The following is a 24739-nucleotide window of genomic DNA, read 5'->3' on the forward strand; positions in this document are numbered from 1 at the left end:
GCCATCGCGCCGCCTCGGAGCATTTGAAGCGGCGCTTTGGCCTGGACCTGGTCTTCGCGCGGATCAGCCCTGCGAGATCGGCAGCGCGACGAAGCGGTTGGAATTGTCGCGGCTGACCTGCAGGAGAACGGCACTGCGCCCTGCCTGTTCAGCCGACGAAACGGCGCTGGCAACATCCCGCGACGACTTGACGGGCTGCGAGTTGACGGCCGCAATCACGTCGCCCGGCTCGATGCCGCGCTCGGCGGCTGCACTGTCGGGATCGACATCGGTGACCAGAAGGCCGTTGCCGTCTTCCGACGGGATGACCGTCAGGCCGAAATCCGTCAGTGCGACGTCGCCTGTCGGAGCCTCGCCGGAGGGCGTCGCCGCAGCGAGCTGGTCGTCGCCAGGCAGGGTGCCGAGTTCAACCTCGACCTGCTGGGTCTCGCCATTGCGCCAGATGTCCACGGTCACGGTGTTGCCGGGCGTCAGGTTGCCGACGAGGCGGGCGAGTTCGCGCGGCGATGCGACCGCCTGACCGTTGACGGCCGTCACGACATCGCCGGACTGGATGCCGGCGGCGACGGCGGGACCATCGGCCTGCGGCTGGCTGATCAGCGCGCCGGTCGCGTTCTCGAGGCCGAGCGATTCGGCGATCTCGTCGGTGACGGGCTGAATCTGCACGCCGAGCCAGCCGCGCGTCACGGCACCGTTTTCGATCAGGCTCGAAACGACGGTCTCGGCCGTCGACGAGGGAATGGCGAACGCAATGCCGACATTGCCGCCCGAGGGCGAGAAGATCGCGGTGTTGATGCCGACGACCTCGCCATTGAGGTTGAAGGCCGGTCCACCGGAGTTGCCGCGATTGACGGCGGCATCGATCTGCAGGAAATCGTCATAGGGGCCGGCGCCGATGTCGCGGCCACGCGCCGAGACGATGCCGGCCGTCACCGAGCCGCCCAGCCCGAACGGATTGCCGACCGCGACGACCCATTCACCTACGCGAACATCGTTGTCGTCGGCGAAGGCAACGTAGGTGAACTCGCGATCTTCATCGACCTTCAGCACGGCAAGGTCGGTGCGCGGATCGGAGCCGACGAGTTCGGCGGAAAGCTCGGTCCCGTCGTCAAGCACGACCGTATAGGCCGACCCGCCGCGAATGACGTGATTGTTGGTCACGAGATAGCCGTCGGCCGAGATGAAGAACCCGGAGCCCTGCGAGGACGGACGGGCGCGCTCGGCGCGATCGCGCGGACCGCCGCGGCGTCCCTCCGAGCGACCGTCCTCGCCGCGGAACTCGCGGAAGAAGCGGTTGAGGGGGTGATCCTGCGGAAGGTCCTCGAAGCCGGGCGCGCTGAAGGGCATTCCCTGGCCGCGATCGGAAACCGGCGCGGCCTGCGAATCGACGCGCACGGAAACGACGGCCGGCGAAACGCGCTCGACGACGTCGGCGAAGCCGGGATTCTGCTGCGTGGTCTCGACGCGCACAGCTTCGGCGCTGACGGGCAGTGTGCCGGTGGTCACGGCGCCGAAGCCGATGGCGCCGGCGAGCGCGAGCGAAACGGCGGTGGCGAAGAGCCGGCGCTTGCGGGTCTTGATCGGAGAAGGTCGATTGGTGTCCATGATGATCCTCGTGAAGCGAGAACAGCGCGATTGCGCCTGATGGACAAGAGATAGGCCCGGCGACATTACGGCGCCATTTCCCCGGCATGAAACTTTCGTAATGTCAGTCCCGGCGACCGAGGATGCCGTCGAGCTTGCGGCTCTCTTCCGCGCTGAGGCCAGGTGTCGAGATCCGGCGCCGGCGCGACGAAAGGATCAGGAACGCCCCGCCGGCAACGAGCAGGATCACCGGCATTCCCCAAAGCAGCGCATTGCGCGCCGTGAAGGTCGGCCGCAGCAGGACGAACTCACCGTAGCGCGAGACGACGTATTCCATCACCGCCTCGTCGCTGTCGCCGGCGGCAATGCGCTCGCGCACGAGCACCCGCAGATCGCGCGCCAGTTCGGCATCCGAATCGTCGATCGACTGGTTCTGGCAGACCATGCAGCGAAGTTCCGCCGAGAGCGCACGCGCGCGCGCCTCGAGTGCGGGATCGTCCAGCATCTCGTTGGGGGCGAGCACCGCATGTGCGGCGACCGTCCCGAGCGCCAGCCAGAGGATGACGAGGAAGCGCGCGATCATTCGGCCGGCTCGACGGCGGGTCGGGCCGGCGTGGCACGGCGCGCGGCGGGTGCGCCGACGCGCAAGCGCCGGTCGAGCAGCGAGATCGTGCCGCCAAGCATCATCGCGACGCAGCCGATCCAGATGAACAGCACCTGCGGCTTCCACCATGCCCTGACGACGATGCCGCCATCGGGCGCCCGATCGCCGAGCGCGACGTAAAGCTGACTGAAGCCGCGCGAGGCGATGCCGGCCTCCGTCGTCGGCATCTGGCGCGCCGGATAGAAGCGCTTGGCCGAGACGATCTCGCCGCGCTCGCGGCCCGATCGGTCCGAATAGGTGAAGCGGCCCTGCTCTTCCGTGTAGTTCGGCCCCTCGAACGGAAAAATCCCATCGAAGCGCAGTTCGTAGCCTGCGACGTCCATTGCGTCTCCCGGCTGCATGACCGCGATCCGCTCGACCTCCAGCGCACTTACCGCGACGATCCCCAATGTCGTCAGCCCGAGACCCGCATGGGCGAGTGCGGTCCCGAAGACCGAGCGGGGCAGTCCGAGGAAGCGGCGCAGCGCGACGGACGCGGAAACCTTGCCGATACCCGATTTCAGCGCCAGATCGGTGATCGCGCCGAAGACGAGCCAGAACGCCACCGCGATTCCGAAAGCTGCAAGCGCGCTGACGCGGTCGACGATGAAGAAGGTGGCAAGGGCGATGGCGAGCGACAAGCCGAAGGCGGCGAAGAGGCGCTGGCTGACCGCGAGGAGATCCCCGCGTTTCCAGGCAAGCAGCGGACCGAAGGGCACGGCCAGCAGGAGCGGCACGATCAACGGGCCGAAGGTCATGTTGAAGAATGGCGCGCCCACGGAAATCTTCTCACCCGAAACGGCCTCGACGAGGAGCGGCCAGAGCGTGCCGACCAGGACGGTCGCCGCTGCGGTGGTCAGGAAGAGATTATTGAGAACAAGCCCCCCTTCCCGCGAGATCGGATGAAAGATGCCGCCGGCGGTGAGCGTAGAGGCCCGGAATGCGAACAGCGCCAGCGAACCGCCGATGAAGGCGATCAGGATCATCAGGATGAATACGCCGCGCGTCGGGTCTGTCGCGAAGGCGTGCACGGAGGTCAGCACGCCCGATCGAACCAGGAACGTGCCGAGAAGCGAGAGCGAGAAGGTGAGGATGGCGAGCAGCACCGTCCAGATCTTCAGCGCCGAGCGCTTCTCCATGACGATGGCCGAGTGCAGCAAAGCCGTGCCGGACAGCCACGGCAGGAACGAGGCGTTCTCCACCGGGTCCCAGAACCAGTAGCCACCCCAGCCGAGCTCATAATACGCCCAGTAGGAGCCCATCGCGATGCCGCCGGTCAGCGCCGCCCATGCGGCCAGCGTCCACGGCCGTACCCAGCGTGCCCAGGCCGCATCGATGCGCCCTTCGATGAGGGCGGCGACCGCGAAGGAAAAGCAGATCGAAAAGCCGACATAGCCGAGATAGAGCAGCGGCGGATGGATCGCGAGGCCGATGTCCTGCAGGATCGGATTCAGGTCCTGCCCTTCGATCGGCGGCGGATTGATCCGCTCGAACGGGTTGGAACTTGCCAGGACGAAGAGCAGGAAAGCCGCTGCGATCATGCCCTGTACGGCAAGGACATTGGCGCGCAGCGTCGCGGGAAGGTTTCGTCCGAAGATCGCGACCAGCGCCGCGAATGCCGCGAGGATCAAGATCCACAGCAGCATCGAGCCTTCGTGGTTCCCCCAGACTCCAGTGATCTTGTAGAGCATCGGCTTGGCCGAGTGCGAGTTCTCCCAGACATTGGCGACCGAGAAGTCGGACTGGACATAGGCCACGGTCAGTGCGGCAAAGGACAGCGCTATCAGCGCCAGGATCGAGATCGACGCGGGCTCGGCGATGCCCATCAGCCGCGCGTCGCCGATCCTCGCTCCGACCAGCGGCGCGACGGAGAGCACGAGCGACAGCGCGAAGGCGAGGACGAGTGCGAAATGTCCGATCTCGACGATCATGTCGCGCCTACTCCCCGTCCTGCCAGATGCCGCGCGCCTTCATGCTGTCGGCGACTTCGCGCGGCATGTAGTTCTCGTCGTGGCGCGCGAGCACGGTGTCGGCAACGAAGTGCCCGGATGCGTCAAACGCGCCCTCCGCGATAACGCCTTGCTCTTCCCGGAACAGATCGGGAAGGATGCCGCTATAGGAAACGGTCACCGTTTCGATCCGGTCGGTCACCGCGAAACTGACGTCGGTGCCGCCGTCCCGGGCGATCGAGCCAGTTGCGACGAGGCCGCCGAGCCTGATGCGCTCGCCGGCGGCAACGCCCTTTTCGGCCACGTCCGCCGGCGTGTAGAAGTAAGAGGCCTTCGAGCCGAGCGCGACGAAGGTCAGCGTCGTCGCCAGCGCGAGGAACCCGAACGCGCCGCCGATCACCGCCAGTCGTTTCTGCTTGCGCGTCATCGCCATCTCACTGCTCCACTTCGAGGCCGAGCGACAGGCCGTAGGCTGTCAGATGACCGGCCTCGGGCGAACCCGGTCCGAACGCCGCGCGCGCGCGATCGAGCGCCGCCTGCGCGTCCTGCGGCCTTTCCAGTACCATGTAGGAGCGGATCAGTTGCTGCCATCCGTCGACATCGTTCGCATTGGCCTGGAGCCGTGCCGCAAGGCCTGCGACCATGGTTTCGATCGCCTCGGCGCCGGGCGAAGCGTCCGTTCCCTCATTTTCGATCGCCGCGACGATGACGCCGTGCCAGGGCGAGTCCTGCGGGATGTCTGCGCGCATGTCCTGCCACATCTGCCGGGCTTGCTCGCCATTGCCGGCCTGATCGGCGGCCAGCGCGACGAAGTAGCGGCTGCGTAGATCGTCCGGCGAAAGCGCCAGCGCCCGTTCGAAACGCTCGAGCGCATCGGCGGTGATCTGTCCTCCGGCCGATGCCGCAAGCGCCTCGCCTTCTCCGGCAAGACGCGCGGCCGTCGGCTCGTCGAGGCGCGAGGCACTGGCAAACGCGGTCGCAGCATCGCCATAACGGCCGAGCCGCATGTAGATCGGCGCCAGCACGTCCCAACCACGCGCGTCGTCCGGATTGGCGGCCAGATGCGCTTCGGCTCGTGCAATCAGCTCATCGACGGAAGCCTGCGTCGGGTCGGACTGAAGACGCGCCTGCAATGGCTGGCCGGGATAGCCGGGCGAACCGGTGGCGGCATAGAGCCCCCAACTGACGAGGGGCAGTGACAGGATCGCGATCGCCCCAACCCAGCTTCCGACCGCCCGGGGCTTTCCCGCCACCACACCGGCGTCGCGCGCATCAGAGAGGCGGATGATCTTGCGGCCGATCTCCGCGCGCGCCAGCTCCGCCTCGCCCGAAGTGATCAGTCCCCGCGCCATGTCGCGCTCGATTTCGAGAAGCTGGTCCTTGTAGACCTCGATCTCGTGGACGCGGCTGTCAGCCGCATCGGTTCGGCCGCGCGCCAGCGGCGCGAGCAGCACGAGGCATACCCCGAAGGTCAACGCTGCGGCGGTGATCCAGAAAACCATGCCCGTTCCTATCGGCAGTCAGGTCGATTGCCAATCGCGCCGGGATGCGGCCTTTCGTATCGCCCGATCAGGCGAGCGGCGTCCAGCTTCCGTTTTCGTTCCGGCACGCCGTGCCGCGACCGACGCGCTCGGCGCCATTTTGAACGACCGTATGGGTGTATTGCCGGCAGTTCTGCGAGCCGACCCGGTAAGGCGGCGCCGCGACCACCTGTCCCGACAGGCGTGCGCCGCCCTGCCAGGCGACCGGCTCGCCCGATGCGGTATATTCAAGCGCGCGATATTCGGCCTCGAGTGCCCGCTGGCGATCGGCGCGGTCGAGGTCCTCGCCAAGCGTTCGGCCGATCAATCCTCCGGCCATCGCTTCGGCGATGCTTGCCGACATCGGCTGCGCGCTGCCCGCGCCCGTCGGGCCGGCAAACGCTCCGATCAGCGCCGAACCGCCGGTCGAGGGCGCCGACATGCACCCCGACACCAAAAGTCCTGCGGCCAAAATTCCTGCGAACCTGATGATCATTTAAGCTGAAACGTCCCATGCTGAACGCGAAGTCCGCGTCGATTCAGAGCGAGACCTAAGCTAGGGTCTTGGCCGAACTTTGTCATCGGCAGGGCTTTCAATCGGCAAGTTCGTCGCGCTGGCGTTGCAAACGGATCACGGCCCGCAGCCCCCCTTCCCCGGATCGGCCAAGCTCGAACGAACCGCCATACTCCTTGACGAGATCGGCAACGATCGCCAGACCGAGCCCTGTGCCGGGCTTGGTTTCGTCGAGCCGCTGCCCCCGCTTCATCGCAAGCCGCGCCTGGTCCTCGGGAATGCCCGGCCCGTCATCCTCGATCGTCAGCACGAAGCCCGGCTTCCTGTCGTCGCCATCGCGCCGCACGGAAACCGTCACGGCAGAGCGTCCCCATTTGGTGGCGTTCTCAAGAAGATTACCGACCAGTTCCTCGAAATCCTCCTTCTCGCCGCTGAAGACGATTTCATCCTCAGGAGCGTCAAGCGAGATGTCGAGATGCCGGTTGAGCTTGGAGAGAACCCGAACGAGGCGTTCGAGCGTCGCGACCACCGGGGTCCGGAAAAGCACGCTGTCTCGTTGCGCAGCCACGCGCGCGCGCTGCAGATAGTGCTCGACCTGGGACTGCATCGCGGTTGCCTGGTCGACGATGAGCCCACCCTTTTGCCCGCCCATCGCCGCGCCTTCGTTGAGAAGGACCGCCAGAGGCGTCTTCAGCGAATGAGCCAGATTGCCGACCTGCGTTCGCGATCGTTCGACGATGCGACGATTGCTTTCGATCAGCGCGTTGGTTTCGTCGGCAAGCGGCGCGATCTCGGCCGGGAAGCTGCCGTCCAGCCTTTGCGCGCTGCCGGAACGGATTTCGGCGAGTGCGCGACGCACCCGCGAGAGCGGTCGAAGGCCCAGCCAGATCGCGATCGCGTTGATCGCGATCATGCCGAAACCGAAAAGGGCGAGATAGATGTAGAGCTGCCGCTCGAAATCGGCGATCTCCGCCTCGAGGTCCGACCGGTTGCCCATCACCCGGAAACGCGCGACGCGCTCGGCATCGTCGAGCACGAATTCGCTCTCGAAGACGTCGACGAATTCCTCATCGAGCCCCATCTCGACATAGCGACGCTGGAATTCGGAATCGAACGGCACCTCGTCGGTCGACGGTGTATCGACCGTCTCGACCATCGAGATCGAGCGCAGCGATCCGCGCAAGCCCTCGGATACCGGCTCGACAGACCAGTACCAGCCCGAGCGCGGGATCGTAAAGCGCAGGTCACCGAGATTCGGATTGCCCTGCAGCCAGCCATCCTCGGTAACGCTGACCGTGCTGATCAAATTGAATAGATGGGCGGACAGAAGACTTTCGAACCCGCGCTCGCTCGCCTGCCGAAACAGGGTCGAGATCACGGTCGCGATGATGACGAGTGTCAACAGCGCCCAGAGCGTCGAAAATGCGATGACGCGGACGGTCAGCGAACCGAAGCGCAGCCGCCGTGACATCATGGGCGCAGTGATCCGCGACGCCTCATGGCGCAGGCTCGCGCATGCGGTAGCCCATCCCGCGAACCGTCTCGATCATGTCGATGCCGAGCTTCTTCCTAAGACGTCCGACGAACACCTCGATCGTATTGGAGTCGCGGTCGAAATCCTGATCGTAGAGATGCTCGACCAGTTCGGTGCGCGAGACGACGTCGCCCATATGGTGCATGAGATAGGCGAGCAGCCGGAATTCGTGCGAGGTCAGGCGCAGCGGCACGCCGCCGAGATCGGCCTTCGACGACTTGGTATCGAGGCGCAGCGGTCCGCACGAGATTTCCGACGAGGCATGCCCTGCCGCGCGGCGAATGAGCGCCCGCAACCGCGCCAGCACTTCCTCGATATGAAAAGGCTTTGCGACGTAGTCGTCGGCGCCGGCATCGATGCCGGCCACCTTGTCGCTCCAGCGGTCGCGCGCCGTCAACATCAGAACGGGCATCTTGCGCCCGTCACGACGCCAGCGCTCGACGACCGAAATTCCGTCCATCTGCGGCAGGCCGATATCGAGGATGACCGCGTCATAAGGTTCGGTATCGCCGAGGAAATGTCCCTCCTCGCCGTCGAATGCACGGTCGACCACATAGCCGGCGTCGACCAGCGCGTCGCTGACCTGCCGGTTGAGGTCCTTATCGTCCTCGACGACCAGAATGCGCATGGTTCAGTCCCGTCCCTTGGTCCGATTTTTGACGAATCGCAGCCGCAGACTACATCGGCACGACGAATTCGGCACGACGGGGACGCTGCCCGTCCTGACCGGGCACCAGCACCACGATCACGCACACCTGCTGGCCGCCGCGGTCCTCGGGTGTCGCCTTGGCGAGCGTTCCGCCGTTTTCGGCCGCGATCTGCTGGCCGACCGCGTAGCAATCGCCCTGGACGAGCAGAATGCGCTGCGGCGTCGCAGGGGCGGCGGACGACATCGGCAGCGCGGATGCCGGCAAGACTGCGCCAAGCGCCATCGATGCTGCCAATGCCAGGGTCGGGAAGCGAATGTTCTTCATGTGTGACGTTCTATTACAGACGGGCTGAACATCAAATGAACAACGCGGCCCTAGGTTTCAGGTCATCTGATGCGGGTCGTCGCCGCAAACCTGCCGAAGATGGCGACCAGTCCCGAGATCGCTGCAACCGCCTGCAGGACCGTGTCGGTGAGCGCGGCGCTGTCGACTGCATCGACCGGCACGCCAAGGGCTGCGGCACCGGCGCTCGCCACGGTGATGATCGAGGCCCAGATCGTGCGCGAAGAGTACCAGGGTTTTTCGAAGTCCATCTTTTCCATCCTCTACGTGTTGAAGTGAAAATCGCGCGTGGCTGCGATGCCGGGACCGGCCGCAAGGCTGATCTGGCTGACGCGCAACCGAAGCTGGGTGTACCCCTCCACGAGTGACGCATCGACCGGCCAAAGCGGCATCTCCGTCTCGGCCTCGCCGACGACCTCGCTTCCGTCCACAAGCGTCGCCAGATAGCGTTCTTCGGCTTCGCCAAGCGGGATGTCCGAGGCCAGCCAGCTATCGGCATCGATCCGTCCGCGCCGCGTCCATGCGAAGGTCACCACCTCGCCCGCCCGCTCGCAGCGCAGATGGCAAGGTGAAAGCGGCAACAGCGCCCGCATTCCGCCGCTGACGACCGCGCTTGTCGCGTAGCGGTCGGACAAATCGTATCTGGCGGGCGCGCATCGCCAGTTGAGTTCGCGTCCGATCTCGCTCGACTGCAAAGCCGCCGCCACGACCGCCCGGTCGAGAAGCACGAACCGCGCACCTGCCGGGGCACCGGATGCCAGCGCATCTTCGGTCCCGAGCTGCCCGCGCAACAGATCCCCGACCTCCCACAGTCCCGGCGCGATTTCCTCTGCACCGGCGAACTGGAGGACTTCCCAACCGACCTCGGTTTCGATCGCAGCGGCGTTGGCGCCGTTGAGCATGTCCGCAATCGCCGCCGATTGCAGCGAACCGCCATGCAGCCGCACGCGAATGCGCGTCACGCGGTCGATTACGCCGCTTTGGCCAGGCTGCGCAGGCTCCTCCAGCCGGCCCATCGTCGCCGGCCTGTCGATCTGCGCGCGCAGGTCGAAGCCCGCGACATCGGGTGAAGCGAAGACGAGCTGGCTTCGCCACGGCCGCGCTACGGCCGCGATCCGCAGGCGGGTTTCGGCAGCCTCCGCGTTTGGTCCCATCGGCAGGTCGAGCCAGATCGCCTCCGGCGGCCCCGGCAGCTTCGGCGGCGTATGGACCGGCGGCTGGATACCCTGCCAGCCGGTCGCGCTCCGCAAGCCGATCCGCCGCGCGACAACCCGCGCCGTCAGCCCTTCCTCGATCGTCTCGACGCGATAGACCCTGTCGCCGCGCCGCTGCGGCAGCCGCACGGCCTGTCCTGTCGAAAGTACCGCCGGCGCCGTCGCAAAGCTGATCGTCTCGCGACCCGCCCGATGCCGGTCGAGCCACCGCCCGGCAAGCGCGGCCGCCTGCCCTTCCTCCAGCATCCCCGGAAAGCCGAGCCGAGACCGGCTGTCGGCGCCGGGCTCGAACGTCGCGGCGCGTGCCTGCGCCGACTGATACTCGCGGAACGGGTCGCGATAGGCGAGTTCGACTTCGCTCGCGACCTGCGTCTGCGCCTCGCTCGTCGTCTCGATCACCACGCCGCCATCGTCGACGAGTTCCACCAGATTGACGACTTCACCCACGATCTCGGGATCGCGGAAGGTGATCGTCCCGCCGTTCTCGCTGACACCGAGGCCGAAGAGTTCGACCAGCGACTGCAGCGCCGCGCGCGCCGTGCCCGGCTCGTCGACGACGTAGCCCGCGATCGTCTGGTGCACATCCCGCACGTCCGGCAGCGGCAAACCGTGTCGCGTCATGATCGTCTCGATGAGCGATGCAACGTCGACGCCGCTCGCCCGCCCGTTCAGCCAGTGGCCCAAAAACCAGTTCGCGCCGTCGGCCCAGACGCCTCCCAGCGTCGGAAATGCGGGAAACGGTCGCGCGTCCCAGGCCCAGACATAGAGCCGGTCGGGATCGACCATCCGCCCGCCTTCCAGCGCCGCCACCGGGTTGCGCGCACCGTCGAAGCTCGAATGCCCCGGCTGCCAGGCCCCGTGCTGCGCCTCGAGATAGCGCGCCTGCGCGACATCGCTTCTAGCGCCGTTCGAGAAATGCGGTGCAGCGTTCTCGGAACTCTTCGGGTCGGGGAAGACGTTCGGCTGGTTCGGCCCCTTGTCGATCGCCGGACAGCCGATTTCCGTCATCCAGATCGGCTTCGAGCCCGGCACCCATGCCGTCGGCTCGGACAGTTCGACGCCGCCTTGCCGGTTGAAATGCGGGTTCTCCCACCAGGATTTGATGTCCTTGTAGCGAAAGACCCAATCCTTGCCGTACGCCCCATCGCTGATCGCCATACGCTGCCGCGCGACCCGGTCCTCCTGCGAGGCGTAGAAGAAATCATGACCCTCACCGCGGAAGACGCCTTCGAGCAGGCCGTCGCGATCATTGGCCGACGAGAACCCGTCCGGATTGCCGCCCGCCTCGTCGCCGTCCCGCCAGTCCGACAGAGGCATGTAATTGTCGATACCGACCGCCGACACTGCCGGATGCGCCCAGAGCGGATCGAGGTGAAACAACACGTCGCCCGATCCGTCCGCCGGCTGGTAGCCGAAGTATTCCGACCAGTCCGCGCCATAGCTGATGCGCGCCTGCGGCAGCATCGCCGCCACCTCGCCCGCCAGTTCGCACAGCACGTCGACGAACGGAAACCCGTTCGACCCGTCGCGCAGCGTCGTCAGCCCGCGCAGTTCCGAGCCGAGCAGGAAGGCGTCGACGCCGCCCGCCAGCGCCGCCAGCCGCGCATAATGCAGCACCAGCCGGCGATAGCCCCAGTCGTCCGGCCGCAGGCACGCGACACCCTCACCCGCCGCGACGACATCCGCAGGCCTGACCTCGCCTGCGAAATCCGCGACGATGCCCTGCATCGCATTCGTCTTGTCCGGGCTCCCCGCCTGCCCCGGCGCCGGCATCGACGAAATCCGCCCGCGCCAGGGATAGACCGCCTGCGCCGCCTCGCCATAGGGGTCCGGCAAGGCGTTGCCGGCCGGCACGTCCATCATGATGAAGGGATAAAGCGTCACGTTCAGCCCGCGCCGGTTGATCTCGCCAATGGCGTCGACCACCGACCGGTCGCTCGGCGTCCCACCATAGGCAGCCGCGTCGTCGATCTGCGAGACGACATAGGCCGCCGCACGCGCCACGCCTGAGACCGACCAGTCCTGCGAAAACCCGTCCGGATTGCCCTGCGTCACGCCCGGCCGCACCCGGCACGTCCCGGCCCGCAGATCGTCGCCGAACCACGTGACGACAAGCGCGACATGCTTCAGGTTCGGAAACACTGCCTGCAACTCGTCAAGCGAAGCCTCGATGTCGGTGCCGGCGTGAAGCACATGACGGTTCACCGCCTCGGTTTCGCCGCCCGGCCGCGCCCGCGTCACCTCGGCCGGCGACAAGCCGTATTCGGTCGAGCCGGGGATCAGCGCCACCGCCCGCACGTCGTTCTGGTAGCCGCCGACCGGCCGCACCACCTCGAACTGGAATTGCGGCAGGCGGTTGCCGAAATCACTCAGCGGAAATCGGTCGAAGACGACATAGGCGACGCCGCGATAGGCCGGCGCATCGCCCTGCTTCGCCGCGATCAGTGGGTCAGGCTGCTGGGCCTCGGCGCCTCGATAGACACGGATGTCGAAGCGCTCGCGGTCGATCTCGCGCCCATCCGCCCAGATCCGCCGCACGCTCGCGATCTCGCCCTCGCACAGCCCAAAGGCCGCATTGGCGAAGTAGCTGTAGGTCGTCGTCTTCGGCCCGCCCTTGCCGCCTTGGCGCTCGGTCCGGCTCTCTTCCTCGAAACGCGTCGCCCAGATCAGATTGCCGGCGATCCGCGCCGTGCCGAAAGCCTGCGCCAGCGGCACGCCCTCTTCCGCCTGGAACGGCCGCATCCCGGAAAGCCGCGGTCCCTCGATGCGCTGCGACCCGTTGATCAGCGCGCGGTCGACGAGATAGCCGCCGATCGCACCCGCCGCCGAGCCGATCGCAGCACCGAACGTGCCGAGATAGCCGCCGAGAAACGACCCGGCGGCTTGCAGAACGATAGTCGCCATGAAATTCCCCGGTCAGTCTGGAAATCGAAACGCCGCCGCGATGCGCGACCGCCATGCCGGCACGAGCGGCGACACCGCCACCACATGGCCTTCATAGGCGTGAATGATCGTCTCGGCGTCGGCGAGAATCGCGAGGTGCTTGGCCGGCAGATGCCGGCGCCAGCGAAAGGCAAGAACGTCGCCCGGCATAGCCTCGCCCGGCGCGATTTCGACCATATGCCGCCGCGCAGCCTCCAGCAGCGGCTCATCCGTCCGCGCCTCGGCCCAGTCGCGCGAATAGGCCGGCATCGCTTCTGAGCAACCATGAAGGCCTCCAGGTAAAAATGTTCAACGATGTCAGTGAATTCAGCTTGCCGCTTCGGTCAGCGCGCGAAACCGGATCAGTCCGTGATGGACGTCATTGTCGTCCTCGTAGCGGACTTCGGAGTATTCGGCGTGCAGCCGGATCAGCGCATGCCCGTCGAGGGCTAGCGCCGCGTCGTCGAGCGCCGCCCGCACCATTTCGATGAGCGCGTGGCATTCGCTCTTGCCGCGCTCCTTGGACCAGGCATGCAACGTAACGAGGTGTTCCGCCCCGGTCTCCGTATCGGTCGACCAGTTATAGACGGCGGTTCGTCCAAACGTCAGGTAAGGAAACTTCGCATTAGCCGGCGCCTGGTCGTACAGCCGAACCGCTCCCATGGCGGCGGTCAGGTCTGCATTCGCCTGCAACGACGCGAAGACGCCCCGCTGAAGCTCAAGTGCCGCGCTTGTCATCCACCCCCTCCTCGCCCGTCCGGCGCTCCCGCGCGCCACGATAGCCTGACGCAACGTCGTCCGCCATGCCATGCAGCAAGCTGCGCAGGCTCCTGACGAGATCGGCGCCGGTCGTGCGTATCGCCGCCTTCATCGCCCCGTCTCCCGCGTTTCGCAGACGAGATACCGTCCCGTCTCGTCCGGGTCGGTGATTGTCTCGATGGCGAATACGCGCTCGCCGCGGCGAAGCCGCATCCGCCGGAAGAGTCCGTCGCGATGGCGCAGCGTGATGCGGTGGGTGATGTCCACCTGCCGCTGATCCGCGCCGTAGCGCATCCGCGCCCGCACCGGCTCGACATGGGCGAACAGCGTCGCCACCTCGACCCATTCGCGCACGACGCCGCCCGCCCCGTCGCCGCTCTCGATCGCGTCTTCCGTGATCAGTTCGGTGTGCAGCATCCCTGGATCGATGAACTCCATCACGCGATCCTCCTGCGCTTGAACGGCGCGATCAGCCGCTCGTAGCCGGCCGGATACGAAACCGGCTGGTCGCCCGCGCCATGCACCCCGCGAAATTCGTACCAGTGCGCCACCAGCACCAGCACCGCACGCTTCAACAGGTCGGGCACGTCCGTCGCCGCCTCGCCGTGCCCCGCCACGAAATCGATCTCGATCCCGTTCAGCGACGCAGTCGGCGCCAGCGGCACCTTGAAATGAACCCCTGCCGGCCGTGACACCGAGTCGACGACATATCCCGCCGGGTCGACCACCGATCCCTCGCCATCCTCGCCGAACACGGTCACGGACAGAACCTCGCGCACCGGATGCGGGGCGAGGCGCACCGTCCGGTCGCCCGGCAGCGCGTCGAGCACCTTGCGCCAGCTCTGCGCCATCAGCGCCAGCCCCGTCGCCGCCTCCACTTCCTCGCGCGCGGCCCGGATCAGGCCCGTCAGCAATTCGTCCTCGCTGTCGTGCTGGACGCGCAGATGGCCCTTCGCCTCGGCCAGCGTCACCGGCTCGCTCTCGGGGCTGGTCGTTCGAAATGCGGTCATCGCCACCTCGGTTGTCGGATGCAAAAAGGCCCCGGCAATCGCTTGCCGGGGCCGATACTTCGTTCGACGCCTTACGCCGCGAACTTCAGCAGCTTGATCGCGTCGAAATCCTGCACCCCGCCGCCGACGCGCTTGGTCACATAGAAGAGCACGTAGGGCTTGGCGGAATACGGGTCGCGCAGCACGCGCACGCCCGCCCGGTCGACGACCAAGTAGCCGCGGCCGAAATCGCCGAACGCGATCGGCGTCGCATCCGCACCGATGTCGGGCATGTCCTCGGCCTCGACGACCGAAAAGCCCATCAGCATGGCACGCGCACCCGCGGTCGCCGGCGGCTGCCACAGATAGTTGCCATCGGCATCCTTCAGCTTGCGGATCGCGGCCTGCGTCCTGCGGTTCATCACCCAGTTGGCGTTCTGGCGATAGCCGCTCTTCAACGCATAGACCGTGTCGATCAGCACGTCCGAGGCGTCTTCCGCCGGCAGCGCGCCGTCGACGCCGGTCGCGACATGTCCGAGGCTGCCCCACGCCCAGTCGCCTTCCGCCACCGACCCATAGTCGAGGAAGCCGCGCGGCTTGTTCACCCCGTCGCCATTGACGAAGGCCGCGCCCTCCTGTTCGGCAAACGCGACCTCCACTTCGCCGGTGATCCAGTCGCCGAGATCGACGATCGAATCTTCCAGAAGTGCCGCCGTCGCCGCCGGCATGGCGTAGAGCTCCATGGTCGGGAACTGAATCTCCTGCAGCGCCGCCGTGGCCGTCTGCGGACGCGCCGCCGTTTCGCCGACCCAGCCGACCACCGGGCCGTTCACCGCGAAGGGCTTCTTCAGGACGGCGCCGGAAACCTGCCGCACCGTCGCGATCGAGCGGATCGGCGACAAGTCACGCAGCCTTGCGCCGATCGCCGTCTCGATCTCGTCGGGCACGAGATAGCCACCATCCTGGCCCGAGCCGTAGCTCATCGCCTTCTGTTCGAGGTCGCGCAACGTGCGGTCCTCGCCGGCACGGACATAGGTGTCGAAGGCGTGCTTGTGTTCGAGCGCGACGCCCGCCCCGCGTTCGCCGCCCAGATGCGGACGCGCCCGCTTCAGGCTCATCTCGTCGAGCGCGCGCTGCTGGCGGTCGAGCGCAGCCGAGATGCGATCCACCTTGTCGGTGGTGATGACGTCGGCGCTCATGCGCTTTTCGATCTGCGCCAGACGGCTGTCATTCGCCTCGCGAAACGTGCCGAACGTCGTCATCAGATCGTCGAAGGCATCACCGATCTCGCCGGTCGCCGCCTTGGTCTCGATGGAATGGTTCATCGAAGATTGGTCCTTTGATTGAGGGATCGTGCAGCCCGGCGAATGCGCTCCGCCAGGCTCTTCTCTGCGTCCGGCGCGGCGTCCCGCTCGCGCCTCAAACTGGCAAAGCCATGTGCAACCACATGCCTCGCCTCCTTGCGCGTGAGCTGCGCGTCCCGCGTCAGCCAGCGCTCGAATTCGCGTGTCGTCGGCAGCGCGTCGCCCTTGGCGATCCGCGCCCCGTCCTGCATCGGAAATGTCACGACCGAGATTTCCCACAAATCCGCCTCGCGGATATGCCGGATGCCGGTTTTCGGATCGGTATGGCCGCGCGCGACCTTGAAGCCAATCGACAGCCCGTCCAGCGCGCCGTCGCGGATCAGCTCGCGCACCTCGCGCCCTCTGATCGAGCCCGCCGACAGCCGCCCGCGCACCTTCAGCCCGAACGCATCCTCCGAAATCGCCGTCCACGCGCCGATCGGCTGCGCCGGATCGTGCTGGAAGAGCATCCGGATGCCGCCCGGCCCCTTTTTCGCCAGCGCCCTCGCAAACGCCCCGCGCTCGACGATGTCGCGGCTCATGTCGACCCGGTCGAACAGGCTCGCATAGCCCTCGAACATGCCCGTCTCGTCGACGCCGTCGATCGCCACGTCGACCAGCTTGCGCTCCAGTTTCACCGTGCTCATTCCTTGTCGCCCCGCTGCATCTTCCCATCCGCCCGGTCGAAGAGCCGCATGACGAGGCCGAGCGCCCACCAGGCGCTGAGGCTGGCGGCGGCCGATCCCATCAGCATGATCTCGAAAGCGCCCAGCGCCGATCCGACATCGAGTTCCGAGGCGATCTTCAGTCCCGCCGCGCCGCCGAAGATCAGGCCCGAGACGACGCCGACGGTGAACCGCAGCGCCGCCTCGCGCCGTCCGCGCGGCAGGACATAGGCGACCGAGATCGCCGAGCCGGCGATCGCACCGGCGAACTTGGCCAGCCACAGCCAGGCCGTTTCCATCGCAAGGTTCATCGCGTCCTCCTTCAGGCAACGGGCCGCGGGCCATAGCCCAACGCCTCGCGTTTCTCCGCATCGGTCAGGAATTCTGCCGCACCAACGCGCGCCCACAGCGCCTCGCGCTCGGCAGCCAGCCCCTCGATCCGGTCGGCGTCGTAGTGCAGCCTCAGCCGCCCCCCGAAGCGCGGCGCCAGCCAGCCGCCCAGTTCCTGCGCGATGCGCTCGACCAGCGGCAGCACGGTCAGGCGGTAGAAGGCGCGGTTCGCCTCCTGGTAGTTCGCATAGGTATTGTCGCCGGGAATGCCGAGGATCATCGGCGGAATGCCGAAGGCGAGTGCGATGTCGCGGCTCGCCGCATTCTTCGCCTCGATGAAATCCATGTCCTTGGGCGTCAGCCCCATCGCCTTCCAGTCGAGCCCGCCTTCGAGAAGAAGCGGCCGTCCGGCGCGCACCGCGCCCGTATAGCCCTCTTCCAGCTCCGCCTTCAGCCGCTCATACTGGTCGTCGGTGAGGTTCCCGCCTTCCTTCGGCGCGTAGACGAGCGCGCCCGACGGCCGTGCCGAATTGTCGAGCAGGGCCTTGTTCCAGCGCCCCGTCGCATTGTGCACGTCCAGCGCCATCAAAGCGGCCTGCAAGGGCGGAAAGCCGTAATGGTCGTCGAGCGGATGGAAGAGCGCGAAATGATGCGCCCCGCCGCCCTCACCCAGCCCCAGCCCCACTCGACGCGTCGCAGCCCCCTGCCGCTCCTCCAGCGCCACCGGCCAGCCCGCCCGGTCGGCCGAAACCGTCACCCGGTCGGGCCGCAACAAATGCAACTCGCGCGCCCCGGACGGTGTCTCGACCAATTCCGCATAGGCATTCCCGGCCATCATCAAATGCCCGTAGAGCCCTTCCAGAAAGGCCGGCCCCGACTGGCGCGCATTCGGACGCGCGACGAGGTCGAGCAGCGGATGCTCGGTCAGTTCTTCGCCTTCCTCATAAAGCAGGAAGGGAATGGTCGCCGCCGCCTGTGCGATCATCCGCACCGAGCGATGCACGACCGGATTGCGCATGAAGCCTTCGCGGGCGAGCGCCGCATAGTCGCCGCGCGTCCACACCGCCTCGCCATTCATGTGCAGCGCGACGAAGCCCGGCGACAGGCTCGCCGACCGGGTTTCCAGCCGCGCGCCATCGTCCTCCGGGCGCCGCGCCCAAGGCCATTTCCATCCCATCGGCAATTCCTTCAGGTGAGTTTGCGGATGCGCGGTTCCTGCCCGCGCCCCAGAAGAAGTTCGTTCAGCGCCCAGACGAGCGCGTCGAGCCGGTCGGGCGAGCGTCCGTTCGACAGGCCCTGCGGCCCGAAATCGCACATCTCGTCTTCAAGCTCGGCAAAGCGGCGCGCATGGACAACCTTGCCCTGGTGATAGAGCGCCGCCACCGGCTCGGCGCGCAGCCACTTGCCGCGCGAGGCGCGCACCGCCTTCACCGGCAGGCTCGCATCGACGGCGACAAGCACCGCGCCGACCATGTCGCCGCCCTGGTTGACCTCGGCGACGACGCAATCTGCCTCATGCCGGTGATAGGCCTCGACGATGCGCGCGGCCCAGCCCTGCGGCTTCAGGCCCTGCACCGTCGCGTCCTCCAGCACCACCGCGCGTCCGTCGTCGCACAATCCGGCAACCACGATCCCGCACGCATCCGCTCGGCTGCCCGAGCTCGCCGGCGGGTCGACCGCGACCACGATCCGCGTCATCTCCGGCCGCCCCCCGATCCGCGCCGCCTCCAACTGCGCGCGCGACCAAAGCGCATCGTCGCGATCCTCGATGAGTTCGCCGTCGAGTTCCTGCCGCTCGAGCCGCGATCCGGCATAGCGCTTGCGGATCGTCTCGATGAAGCCGGCCGCCAGATTGCCGCGATTGTCCATCGTCTTGAGCCGCGTCACCGTCACGTCCGGATCGGCCATCAACGCCTTCACCAGCGGGATCGGCCGTGGCGTCGTGGTGATGATCTGCACCGGCCGCTCGCCGAGCCGCAATCCGAATTGCAGCATGTCGAAACAGGCCTGCGGATGGCGCCATTTCGCCAGTTCGTCGCACCAGGCCGCGTCGAATTGCGGCCCGCGCAGGCTTTCGGGGTCCTCAGACGAAAACGCATGGGCGACAGCGCCGCAATCCCAGACGAGCCGGCGTCGTCCCGCCTCGTAGCGCGGCCGGTTGCCGCGCGCCTGCGTGATGATGCCCGAAGCGCCCTCGATCATCACCTCGCGCACATCGCCCAGCGTCTCGCCGATCAGCGCAATCCGGCAATGCTTTCCGGCACGACTGAAGGGCACCAGCCCGCGCACAAGCGCGTTCACCCATTTGGTCCCCAGCCGCGTCTTCCCCGCGCCGCGCCCGCCCAGCACCAGCCAGGTCGGCTTCGTGGTTCCTATCGGATACTGCGCACCATGCGAGCGGTCGAACCATTCCCCGCGCGTCAGCGCCTCAACATGCGCCGTCAGGTTCTGCGCCGCCCATCCGTCCTGCATGATATCGGGCGAGTTCGCGAATTCGGTCGTCGATCCGCTTGAGAGCGGCTGCAAGTTCGGCATCGTCTTTGATCTGCTTGTCCTTTGCGTCCTCGTCGGAGCGCATGGTTTCGCCGATTTTTTCCAGCGCCCGCACCATCGCCATGATGGTGTCGACGCGGGCCTTGTCGAAGGTCAGTCCCTCCCCGTCTTCGCTTCCGAGCGTCAGCCGCTCGATTTCCGCAATCAGCCGGTCGTACTGGATTTCGATCCGCCGCCGCCGCTCCGCCACGCTGCCCGCCGCGACCGGCTTCCAGCCTTCCGCCTCGGCCCGCATCCGCACCGTCCGCAACGACCGCCCCGCGATCATCGCCAGGTTTTCCAGCGAAGCCTCCCCGCCCTCATGCACATGCCGCATCGCGGCGAAAACGCCCTCAGCGCTCCCCATTTATCCCCTCTCGGCATCGATGTGAGATGATCTTCGGCGAGCCATCCGCTCCGCCCCAGCCGCAATAGTGCGACCATGCCCGAAACCTACAGAAGCACCGTCACGGTGTCAAGGATTATTTTCCTATTTTCTTTTATCCCTTGCCCCAACGGCCACTGTTGCCCGTTAGCGACGCCGCAGTTTTTCCATTCACGATACCGTGCCAAAGTCGGACACATCCCTTGTGGCCGGCAGGCATTTGGAGGACACTTGGTGCCTGAAGGGTTGTACTGCCTTCGCTTCCTGGTTGCAGGTCGAGCGGGGGCGTTCGGGCATTGGGCGCAGTGGGCTAATGAAGAATCCGTTTTCGGCTCGCAAGAGGAAGGCGTCGCGGCCTGGCCGTCTGCTCGCGTTCGACGCGTGGATCGATACCTCGCTCTACGAGGCCGGCTTTCGCGCGCGTGAGCGGTGGGAAAACGTCACCATCTTCTTCCGCCGCTTCAAGGTCACCGGCTGGCGGCGCGGCATCGTCGAGATGTCGAGCGAAGCCTTCACCATGGGCACCGCCGGCTCCATCGTCATGCTGGCGCTCGCCATGCCCGCCTTCGAGGAAACCGCGCGCGACTGGCGCAGCCAGGGCGAATACGCCGTCACCTTCCTCGATCGCTACGGCAATGAGATCGGCCAGCGCGGCATCATCCAGCGCGATTCCGTCCCCGTCGACGAGATGCCGGACCACGTTATCAAGGCCGTGCTGGCCACCGAAGACCGCCGCTTCTTCGAGCATTTCGGCATCGACGTCATCGGCCTTGCCCGCGCCATGTCGCAGAACGTGCGCGCCAATTCGGTCGTCCAGGGCGGCTCCACCCTCACCCAGCAGCTCGCCAAGAACCTGTTCCTGACCAATGAGCGCTCGATGGAGCGCAAGATCAAGGAAGCCTTCCTCGCCCTCTGGCTCGAGGCCAATCTGTCGAAGAAGGAAATCCTCCAGCTCTATCTCGACCGCGCCTATATGGGCGGCGGCACGTTCGGCATCACGGCTGCGGCGGATTTCTATTTCGACAAGCACATCAAGGACGTGACGCTCGCCGAGGCGGCGATGCTGGCCGGCCTCTTCAAGGCGCCGGGCAATTACGCGCCCCACATCAACCTGCCCGCCGCGCGCGGCCGTGCGAACGTCGTCCTGAACAATCTGGTCGACAGCCGCATGATGTCGGAAGGCGAGGTTCTCGCAGCGCGCCTGCGCCCAGCCACCTCCGTCGACCGCGCCAATATGGAGAGCCCGGACTATTTCCTCGACTGGGCCTTCGAGGAGGTCAAGAAGCACGCGCCGAGGAACGGCCCGCACGCGCTCGTCGCCCGAACGACGATCGATCTCGACATGCAGCGCGCGGCGGAAGAGTCGCTCGAATTCCACCTTCGCCAGCACGGCTCCGAGTATCGCGTCACCGAAGGCGCGATCGTGCTGATCGAGGACAATGGCGCCGTGCGCGCCATGGTCGGCGGGCGCGATTACGGCCGCAGCCAGTTCAACCGTGCGACGCGGGCGCTGCGCCAGACCGGCTCGTCCTTCAAGACCTATGTCTATGCGGCGGCGATGGAGCACGGCTTCAAGCCGGACTCCGTCATTTCCGACGCGCCGATCAATTGGGGCGGCTGGTCGCCGCAGAACTATGCACGCAAGTTTTCCGGCCGCATGTCGCTGACCGAGGCGCTGGTGCGCTCGATCAACACCGTTCCCGTGCGTCTCGCCCACGATCACCTGACCACCACGCCGATCCGTGACATCGCCATGGCGATGGGCGTCGAATCCGAGATCAGCACGCACAAGACGATGGTCCTCGGCACGTCGAGCCTGACCGTGATGGACCAGGCCACCGCCTACAACACGCTTGCCGCCGGCGGCGTCGCGGGCACGCGGCACGGCATTTCGCAGATGCTCACCCATGCGGGCGACGTGGTCTATGATTTCGGCCGCGACGCGCCCCCGCCGGTCCCTGCCCTGTCGCCCGAGGCGCTCGCCTCGCTCAACTCGATCCTCGTCCAGATTCCCGAATGGGGCACCGCCCGGCGCGCCGCCCTCGAAGGCATACGCTCGGCCGGCAAGACCGGCACGACGCAGGCCTATCGCGACGCCTGGTATGTCGGTTTCACCGGCAACTACACGGCCGCGGTCTGGATGGGCAACGACGATTTCTCGACCACCAACAACATGACCGGCGGCTCGCTGCCTGCCATGACCTGGCAGCGCCTGATGACCTACGCGCATCAGAACGTCGAACTGAAGCCGATCCCCGGCATCGAGAACCCGTTCGTCGACGAGAAGCTCGTGGCCGAGGCCGAGACGAGCGCCGCTGGAGCCGAGACCGACACGACGGAGCAGCAGGAGCGCCCCGCCCTCTTGTCGAACCGCACCACGCGCCTTCTCGTCAACATGTCCGACGCGTTCCGGCAGGCACCGGTCGTCCGGCTGCCGGACACGCCCGAAACGCTGTCGGCGCTTTGACATTCGCATGATTTTTTCTGCCGCGTCGTGTAAGTGCCAGACGGCGAACTTGCCCGCCATCGTGAATTCCGGCCCTGCTGAACGACGTTCCTGATGCTGAAATCCCTCCTTCTCATCGTGCTTGCGCTGGCGATCGCCCTTGGCGGCGGCGCGGGCAGCGTCTGGCTGATGATGGAGGAGGTCGAGGATTTCGGCGCGCTGACGATCGGCGAGTGGAGCGTCAATCCGACCGAGGGGACGCCGCAGGCCGATCCCTATGCCAAGGCCCGCTTCGCGCGCGAGGGCAAGCTCTCGCTCGGCGCCGCCGAAGGTGCGCAGTTCGTCGCCGCGCGCGACACGACGGGCCAGCCGCTGCGCGGCGCCTGCGACTATGTCGTGACGGGCAACGTCCCGGCCTCGCGTTTCTGGACGATGCACGCCGTCCAGCCGGGCGCGGCGGAGACACCGCGTGCGCTGCAGTCGCTGGCATTGCTGCGCGATGCGTCCGGTTCGTTCTCGATCGCTCTCTCGCGCCATCTCGCGCCGGGCAACTGGCTGCAGATCGGCACCGAAGGCCCCTACCGCCTCGTCCTTGCCGTTTACGACACGCCGACCGTCGGCACCGCGGATTTCGCCGAGATCACCTTGCCGCGCATCGTTCGGGAGCGCTGCAATGGGTAGGTTCTTGCGCGCCATCCTGGTCGGGCTCGTCGGCGCCGGCATCGTTCACGGCCTGGTTCTGCTGCTAATCCCCCATGTGACCGAAGCCGACGTCTGGGCGCGACTGGAAGCGCGCGCGCCCTTCTACGAAGTGGTGCGCATCGATCCCGCGTCGGGTGCCAACATGCTGCATCTTCCCGATCCGTTTTTCGAAGCGGCCGCCTGCCGCATCGATCTGTCCGAGGGCATCGTCCATCTGGAAGCCGAGGGCGACGTCCCCTACTGGTCGATGTCGATCTACGACAGGACGGGCCAGAACATCTTCTCGATCAACGACCGCACGTCGAGCGATGGCGAGCTCGATTTCCTGGTCGCGACCTCGGCCCAGTTGACCGAACTGCGCAACAGCCAGTCGGAAGATTTCGGCACGGCCGTCTTCGTCGAAACGGAGGTTCAGGAAGGAATCGTCGTGGTGCGCGCCTTCATGCCGGACCCGACCTTCGAGCCGACCGTCTCGCGCTATCTGGCCGGGCTGGCCTGCAGCCTGCGGTGATCAGGCCTTCTTGCGGCGCGCGCGCGGCTTGCGCACCGGCGCATCGGCCAGTCTTTCATAGCGCACACCTGGGAAGATGATGATCCTCGCCCCGCCCGGCGGTGCCGGACGTGAAGAAGGTGTCGAGGAATTCGGCCGAAGCCTGACAATCGTCGCCATGGTCGTTGCTCGCGGTCACGGTTGTGGAGCTCTACGCAACGCCTCCTAATCCGATATGCCGCGGCCACGGTTAATAAGTACATAACGCATTTGCGCTAAGTTGAACGATGGGTGGCAGGCGTTCGGTTCGACGCTTCTCTCCCGCGTGTTCGAGTATCCGCAAGATCGGGCGTAACCAGTGTCCAGCGTCGAGTTCCGGCAGTTTGCCCCCAGTGCACAAAGCACCAAGTCCGACCGTCTCCTGCGCGCGGCGGTCTCTGCATTCTGCTCCATCCTGCGCCCCTCGCGTCAGGAAGTCGCCCAGATCGAAGATCTGGCGACGCCCCTACTCACCCACGCCTCTCGCGAAACCCTGCGCTATGTCGCGGCTGCCCTGTCGGAATGCCTCAACCCGCCGCCCGCGCTCGTCCGACGCCTCTGCGCCGAGCCGCTCGACGTTTGCGCCCCGCTTCTGGTCCGCTCGTCCGCGCTGCGCGACATCGACCTCCTCGCCCTGATCGGCCGGCACGGTCTCGGCCACGCGCTTGCCATCGAGCGCCGCCGCAACCTCGATCCGCGCATCGCCAGGCTGATCGCGTCGTTGAAGTCCCATTCCGCGACTGAGGCCGCAAACCCCGCGCCCAGCTCCATGCTTCCCGCCACGCTCGAAAGACTGCGCGCGATGATGGTGCCGACCACCGAAGCTCGGTCCGCCCGCTGGACCGAGGCACCGACGCCCTATCTCAAGCTGCGAGCGGCAGCGCTCAGCGGCAATCCCGTCACGTTGCGCGCAACGCTCGCGAGCCTCCTAAATATCGACGAGCACGCGGCCGCCGCACTCCTCGCCGATCCTGCGATGACCACGCTCGCCGCAGCACTGAAGCGCCTCGGCCTCTCCGCCGAGGAAGCCTACCTCATCGCCTCCGCCACCCACCCCCACCGCTTCGCCACCCCCGCCACCATCCGGGCTTTCGTCGAGGATTATCTGGCCGAGGCAGCAATGCCGGCATCGGTGACGCGGCTGGGCAACCGATCCTAGGATCGACACGGCCGGCACTGTCTTTGCG

The 24739-nt window shown here is 66.6% G+C and carries 27 protein-coding genes; 4 read left to right on the forward strand and 23 right to left on the reverse strand.

The annotated features are described in order from the left end of the window. Positions 1-63 precede the first annotated feature (63 nt). The 22 genes from ACT6QU_RS00195 to ACT6QU_RS00300 form a co-directional block, all read right to left on the reverse strand. The gene (locus ACT6QU_RS00195) at positions 64-1605 is read right to left on the reverse strand and encodes a Do family serine endopeptidase (RefSeq protein ID WP_444563880.1); all 1542 of its coding nucleotides are present in this window, start codon (positions 1603-1605) and stop codon (positions 64-66) included. Positions 1606-1708: 103 nt separating this feature from the next. Continuing rightward, positions 1709-2167, reverse strand: coding sequence for a cytochrome c-type biogenesis protein (locus ACT6QU_RS00200; RefSeq protein ID WP_444563879.1), 459 nt, complete (start codon positions 2165-2167; stop codon positions 1709-1711). Beyond that, complete coding sequence (locus ACT6QU_RS00205) at positions 2164-4158, reverse strand: heme lyase CcmF/NrfE family subunit (protein ID WP_444563878.1); 1995 nt, start codon at positions 4156-4158, stop codon at positions 2164-2166. The genes ACT6QU_RS00200 and ACT6QU_RS00205 overlap by 4 nt, the downstream gene beginning before the upstream one ends. A 7-nt stretch (positions 4159-4165) precedes the next feature. After that, positions 4166-4603 carry a cytochrome c maturation protein CcmE gene (gene ccmE / locus ACT6QU_RS00210; RefSeq protein ID WP_024586425.1) on the reverse strand — a complete coding sequence of 146 codons (438 nt, stop codon included), beginning with the start codon at positions 4601-4603 and terminating at the stop codon, positions 4166-4168. Positions 4604-4610: 7 nt separating this feature from the next. Further along, positions 4611-5678 carry a c-type cytochrome biogenesis protein CcmI gene (ccmI, locus tag ACT6QU_RS00215; RefSeq protein ID WP_444563877.1) on the reverse strand — a complete coding sequence of 356 codons (1068 nt, stop codon included), beginning with the start codon at positions 5676-5678 and terminating at the stop codon, positions 4611-4613. A gap of 67 nt (positions 5679-5745) precedes the next feature. Further along, positions 5746-6192 (reverse strand): hypothetical protein, encoded by a 447-nt coding sequence (locus tag ACT6QU_RS00220; RefSeq protein ID WP_444563876.1) that lies wholly within the window; start codon positions 6190-6192, stop codon positions 5746-5748. Positions 6193-6289: 97 nt separating this feature from the next. Further along, positions 6290-7681, reverse strand: coding sequence for an ATP-binding protein (locus ACT6QU_RS00225; RefSeq protein ID WP_444563920.1), 1392 nt, complete (start codon positions 7679-7681; stop codon positions 6290-6292). Between the two features lie 25 nt (positions 7682-7706). Beyond that, a complete protein-coding gene (locus tag ACT6QU_RS00230; RefSeq protein ID WP_444563875.1) occupies positions 7707-8372 on the reverse strand; it encodes a response regulator transcription factor in 666 nt (221 codons plus the stop codon). 49 nt (positions 8373-8421) lie between these two features. Further along, on the reverse strand, positions 8422-8718 hold the full coding sequence (locus ACT6QU_RS00235; RefSeq protein WP_024586430.1) for a hypothetical protein: 297 nt from the start codon (positions 8716-8718) through the stop codon (positions 8422-8424). A gap of 62 nt (positions 8719-8780) precedes the next feature. Then, on the reverse strand, positions 8781-8987 hold the full coding sequence (locus ACT6QU_RS00240; RefSeq protein WP_444563874.1) for a hypothetical protein: 207 nt from the start codon (positions 8985-8987) through the stop codon (positions 8781-8783). A 12-nt stretch (positions 8988-8999) separates the two neighbouring features. Beyond that, the gene (locus tag ACT6QU_RS00245; protein ID WP_444563873.1) at positions 9000-12854 is read right to left on the reverse strand and encodes a baseplate multidomain protein megatron; all 3855 of its coding nucleotides are present in this window, start codon (positions 12852-12854) and stop codon (positions 9000-9002) included. A 12-nt stretch (positions 12855-12866) separates the two neighbouring features. Next, the gene (locus tag ACT6QU_RS00250; RefSeq protein WP_444563872.1) at positions 12867-13142 is read right to left on the reverse strand and encodes a hypothetical protein; all 276 of its coding nucleotides are present in this window, start codon (positions 13140-13142) and stop codon (positions 12867-12869) included. 57 nt (positions 13143-13199) lie between these two features. Then, positions 13200-13610, reverse strand: a complete 411-nt coding sequence (locus tag ACT6QU_RS00255; protein WP_444563871.1) for a DUF3168 domain-containing protein — start codon at positions 13608-13610, stop codon at positions 13200-13202. Continuing rightward, complete coding sequence (locus ACT6QU_RS00260) at positions 13591-13743, reverse strand: hypothetical protein (protein ID WP_444563870.1); 153 nt, start codon at positions 13741-13743, stop codon at positions 13591-13593. Before ACT6QU_RS00260 ends, ACT6QU_RS00255 begins: the two co-directional genes overlap by 20 nt. Next, on the reverse strand, positions 13740-14069 hold the full coding sequence (locus tag ACT6QU_RS00265) for a phage head closure protein (protein WP_444563919.1): 330 nt from the start codon (positions 14067-14069) through the stop codon (positions 13740-13742). The genes ACT6QU_RS00260 and ACT6QU_RS00265 overlap by 4 nt, the downstream gene beginning before the upstream one ends. After that, entirely contained in the window at positions 14069-14641 is a 573-nt protein-coding gene (locus ACT6QU_RS00270) for a head-tail connector protein (RefSeq protein ID WP_444563869.1), read from the reverse strand. The genes ACT6QU_RS00265 and ACT6QU_RS00270 overlap by 1 nt, the downstream gene beginning before the upstream one ends. Before the next feature lie 71 nt (positions 14642-14712). Further along, the gene (locus ACT6QU_RS00275) at positions 14713-15972 is read right to left on the reverse strand and encodes a phage major capsid protein (RefSeq protein ID WP_444563918.1); all 1260 of its coding nucleotides are present in this window, start codon (positions 15970-15972) and stop codon (positions 14713-14715) included. Continuing rightward, positions 15942-16610: an HK97 family phage prohead protease gene (locus ACT6QU_RS00280; protein WP_444563868.1), complete on the reverse strand. Its 669-nt coding sequence runs from the start codon at positions 16608-16610 to the stop codon at positions 15942-15944. The genes ACT6QU_RS00275 and ACT6QU_RS00280 overlap by 31 nt, the downstream gene beginning before the upstream one ends. Continuing rightward, on the reverse strand, positions 16607-16939 hold the full coding sequence (locus tag ACT6QU_RS00285; RefSeq protein ID WP_444563867.1) for a DUF6107 family protein: 333 nt from the start codon (positions 16937-16939) through the stop codon (positions 16607-16609). The genes ACT6QU_RS00280 and ACT6QU_RS00285 overlap by 4 nt, the downstream gene beginning before the upstream one ends. Before the next feature lie 11 nt (positions 16940-16950). Continuing rightward, a complete protein-coding gene (locus tag ACT6QU_RS00290) occupies positions 16951-18135 on the reverse strand; it encodes a phage portal protein (protein WP_444563866.1) in 1185 nt (394 codons plus the stop codon). An 11-nt stretch (positions 18136-18146) separates the two neighbouring features. Continuing rightward, a complete protein-coding gene (locus tag ACT6QU_RS00295; protein ID WP_444563865.1) occupies positions 18147-19430 on the reverse strand; it encodes a DNA-packaging protein in 1284 nt (427 codons plus the stop codon). Then, positions 19387-19857: a hypothetical protein gene (locus ACT6QU_RS00300; protein WP_444563864.1), complete on the reverse strand. Its 471-nt coding sequence runs from the start codon at positions 19855-19857 to the stop codon at positions 19387-19389. Before ACT6QU_RS00300 ends, ACT6QU_RS00295 begins: the two co-directional genes overlap by 44 nt. Positions 19858-20188: 331 nt before the next feature. On the opposite strand from ACT6QU_RS00300, the gene ACT6QU_RS00305 reads away from it, so the two are divergent. The 3 genes from ACT6QU_RS00305 (at position 20189) to ACT6QU_RS00315 (ending at position 23534) form a co-directional block, all read left to right on the forward strand. Next, positions 20189-22342 carry a transglycosylase domain-containing protein gene (locus ACT6QU_RS00305; protein ID WP_444563863.1) on the forward strand — a complete coding sequence of 718 codons (2154 nt, stop codon included), beginning with the start codon at positions 20189-20191 and terminating at the stop codon, positions 22340-22342. A 93-nt stretch (positions 22343-22435) separates the two neighbouring features. Further along, a complete protein-coding gene (locus ACT6QU_RS00310; protein WP_444563862.1) occupies positions 22436-23002 on the forward strand; it encodes a DUF1214 domain-containing protein in 567 nt (188 codons plus the stop codon). Next, positions 22995-23534 (forward strand): DUF1254 domain-containing protein, encoded by a 540-nt coding sequence (locus tag ACT6QU_RS00315; protein WP_444563861.1) that lies wholly within the window; start codon positions 22995-22997, stop codon positions 23532-23534. Before ACT6QU_RS00310 ends, ACT6QU_RS00315 begins: the two co-directional genes overlap by 8 nt. On the opposite strand, the gene ACT6QU_RS00320 is transcribed toward ACT6QU_RS00315, so the two are convergent. Then, on the reverse strand, positions 23535-23693 hold the full coding sequence (locus ACT6QU_RS00320; protein WP_444563860.1) for a hypothetical protein: 159 nt from the start codon (positions 23691-23693) through the stop codon (positions 23535-23537). It abuts the gene before it with no gap. Between the two features lie 178 nt (positions 23694-23871). Here ACT6QU_RS00320 and ACT6QU_RS00325 point away from each other — a divergent pair, with 178 nt between their 5' ends. After that, the gene (locus ACT6QU_RS00325; protein WP_444563859.1) at positions 23872-24711 is read left to right on the forward strand and encodes a hypothetical protein; all 840 of its coding nucleotides are present in this window, start codon (positions 23872-23874) and stop codon (positions 24709-24711) included. Positions 24712-24739: the final 28 nt, after the last annotated feature.

Source organism: Aliihoeflea sp., assembly GCF_052435475.1.
GTDB lineage: Bacteria > Pseudomonadota > Alphaproteobacteria > Rhizobiales > Rhizobiaceae > Aliihoeflea.

Excerpts from the sequence above, each read along its gene's own strand:
- ACT6QU_RS00310 (WP_444563862.1), top strand. The coding sequence starts at position 22,436 with ATGCTGAAATCCCTCCTTCTCATCGTGCTTGCGCTGGCGATCGCCCTT.
- ACT6QU_RS00240 (WP_444563874.1), bottom strand. The coding sequence starts at position 8,987 with ATGGACTTCGAAAAACCCTGGTACTCTTCGCGCACGATCTGGGCCTCG.
- ACT6QU_RS00195 (WP_444563880.1), bottom strand. The coding sequence starts at position 1,605 with ATGGACACCAATCGACCTTCTCCGATCAAGACCCGCAAGCGCCGGCTC.
- ACT6QU_RS00250 (WP_444563872.1), bottom strand. The coding sequence starts at position 13,142 with ATGCCGGCCTATTCGCGCGACTGGGCCGAGGCGCGGACGGATGAGCCG.
- ACT6QU_RS00220 (WP_444563876.1), bottom strand. The coding sequence starts at position 6,192 with ATGATCATCAGGTTCGCAGGAATTTTGGCCGCAGGACTTTTGGTGTCG.
- ACT6QU_RS00300 (WP_444563864.1), bottom strand. The coding sequence starts at position 19,857 with ATGGGGAGCGCTGAGGGCGTTTTCGCCGCGATGCGGCATGTGCATGAG.
- ACT6QU_RS00280 (WP_444563868.1), bottom strand. The coding sequence starts at position 16,610 with ATGAGCACGGTGAAACTGGAGCGCAAGCTGGTCGACGTGGCGATCGAC.
- ACT6QU_RS00270 (WP_444563869.1), bottom strand. The coding sequence starts at position 14,641 with ATGACCGCATTTCGAACGACCAGCCCCGAGAGCGAGCCGGTGACGCTG.
- ACT6QU_RS00255 (WP_444563871.1), bottom strand. The coding sequence starts at position 13,610 with ATGACAAGCGCGGCACTTGAGCTTCAGCGGGGCGTCTTCGCGTCGTTG.
- ACT6QU_RS00265 (WP_444563919.1), bottom strand. The coding sequence starts at position 14,069 with ATGGAGTTCATCGATCCAGGGATGCTGCACACCGAACTGATCACGGAA.
- ACT6QU_RS00320 (WP_444563860.1), bottom strand. The coding sequence starts at position 23,693 with ATGGCGACGATTGTCAGGCTTCGGCCGAATTCCTCGACACCTTCTTCA.
- ACT6QU_RS00315 (WP_444563861.1), top strand. The coding sequence starts at position 22,995 with ATGGGTAGGTTCTTGCGCGCCATCCTGGTCGGGCTCGTCGGCGCCGGC.
- ACT6QU_RS00290 (WP_444563866.1), bottom strand. The coding sequence starts at position 18,135 with ATGGGATGGAAATGGCCTTGGGCGCGGCGCCCGGAGGACGATGGCGCG.
- ACT6QU_RS00285 (WP_444563867.1), bottom strand. The coding sequence starts at position 16,939 with ATGAACCTTGCGATGGAAACGGCCTGGCTGTGGCTGGCCAAGTTCGCC.
- ACT6QU_RS00245 (WP_444563873.1), bottom strand. The coding sequence starts at position 12,854 with ATGGCGACTATCGTTCTGCAAGCCGCCGGGTCGTTTCTCGGCGGCTAT.
- ACT6QU_RS00295 (WP_444563865.1), bottom strand. The coding sequence starts at position 19,430 with ATGCAGGACGGATGGGCGGCGCAGAACCTGACGGCGCATGTTGAGGCG.
- ACT6QU_RS00235 (WP_024586430.1), bottom strand. The coding sequence starts at position 8,718 with ATGAAGAACATTCGCTTCCCGACCCTGGCATTGGCAGCATCGATGGCG.
- ccmI (WP_444563877.1), bottom strand. The coding sequence starts at position 5,678 with ATGGTTTTCTGGATCACCGCCGCAGCGTTGACCTTCGGGGTATGCCTC.
- ccmE (WP_024586425.1), bottom strand. The coding sequence starts at position 4,603 with ATGACGCGCAAGCAGAAACGACTGGCGGTGATCGGCGGCGCGTTCGGG.
- ACT6QU_RS00205 (WP_444563878.1), bottom strand. The coding sequence starts at position 4,158 with ATGATCGTCGAGATCGGACATTTCGCACTCGTCCTCGCCTTCGCGCTG.
- ACT6QU_RS00260 (WP_444563870.1), bottom strand. The coding sequence starts at position 13,743 with ATGAAGGCGGCGATACGCACGACCGGCGCCGATCTCGTCAGGAGCCTG.
- ACT6QU_RS00225 (WP_444563920.1), bottom strand. The coding sequence starts at position 7,681 with ATGTCACGGCGGCTGCGCTTCGGTTCGCTGACCGTCCGCGTCATCGCA.
- ACT6QU_RS00230 (WP_444563875.1), bottom strand. The coding sequence starts at position 8,372 with ATGCGCATTCTGGTCGTCGAGGACGATAAGGACCTCAACCGGCAGGTC.
- ACT6QU_RS00200 (WP_444563879.1), bottom strand. The coding sequence starts at position 2,167 with ATGATCGCGCGCTTCCTCGTCATCCTCTGGCTGGCGCTCGGGACGGTC.
- ACT6QU_RS00305 (WP_444563863.1), top strand. The coding sequence starts at position 20,189 with ATGAAGAATCCGTTTTCGGCTCGCAAGAGGAAGGCGTCGCGGCCTGGC.